A 1,075-nucleotide genomic window follows, 5' to 3' on the forward strand; every position below is an offset into this window, starting at 1 on the left:
GGCGCTGTTGCATCGCTCAATCCTCTGGTCTTTTGATAGATCTTAGGCGCAACGATAACTTTGAGGCATCCCCATTGCGGTAAAGCGGTTCAAAACACCACAAGCAATCATCATTTCCATCTTTTGATTGTTAAAACTTCGGCTGTGGAGTTGGTTACCAAATGTTCGTTTATATCGCTGCATTGCCAATTCTCCATGAGCACGTTTTCCATACTCGTGCTTCTTTTGCCAGGCGATTTGACCTTTCGCCGCAATTTCTATCATCGCTCGACTTCGTACTCGATGGTCTCGCTGTTCATCGTAGAGCAAATTTTCCTTGGGTGGAATGACAATATCAGCATCCGGGAAGTGGCTATCTAACGTGTCATATACCGTATTTTCGTCATAGGCCTTATCCGCAAATACTTGTCCTACCGGTACGCTTATTTGGTCACAAATATCTCCGACTACAGCCTCATCCTTCGTGTTCTTGTCTGTCATAACTGCAGCTCTAATGTAGTGGCTGTGATCGGAGCCAATATGCATTTTTCGCCAACTACGCTTACTACTCACTTTGTGTTTTTCTTGATGCCATTCGTCTCTACCAAACCTCTTTAAGCCTGTAGAGTCAATGGTTAGCGCGACGACATCATTATTTTCAATCTGTGTGTTATGTTGCTTTGGGTAGAGTGGCGTTTTGATATTTAGGCCTTGAAGTCTACGAGAAAGTTGGCTGTAGCTAGGGCAAGTTAATGGGAAGTCCAACATGTCAAATAACGAATCAATATAACCTTGAGCTTGACGCAAGGGTAAGCGTAATACCATTCGGATTTCATGACATATCAATATAGCTTCATCAGTATAGTGAGGGCTAGAGCCAGTGCCGTCATAGGTACGGTCTTTATGGTTCCATGTATCTAAGAGCTCTTCGTTTATCCAAATATCGATTCGTCCTCGGTTCATCAATGATTGGTTGTATTCAGGCCAGTTCGTCAGTTTATAGGTTTGCTTTGGAATGTGGTGGCGCTTTGAATTGTTAAACTTGTTTGGCATGGATAAGTAAGCCTCGAGGCGAAAACTGCATTATATCAGTAGA

1 protein-coding gene is annotated in these 1,075 nt (G+C 43.2%); it reads right to left on the reverse strand.

Going from position 1 to position 1,075, the window contains the following annotated elements:
• Positions 1 to 42 precede the first annotated feature (42 nt).
• Positions 43 to 1,032, reverse strand: a complete 990-nt coding sequence (locus tag AB6C75_RS23575; RefSeq protein WP_017098254.1) for an IS5 family transposase — start codon at positions 1,030 to 1,032, stop codon at positions 43 to 45.
• Between the last annotated feature and the right edge of the window lie 43 nt (positions 1,033 to 1,075).

Source organism: Vibrio sp. 10N.237.312.B06 (assembly GCF_041464685.1).
Lineage (GTDB): Bacteria > Pseudomonadota > Gammaproteobacteria > Enterobacterales > Vibrionaceae > Vibrio > Vibrio tasmaniensis_A.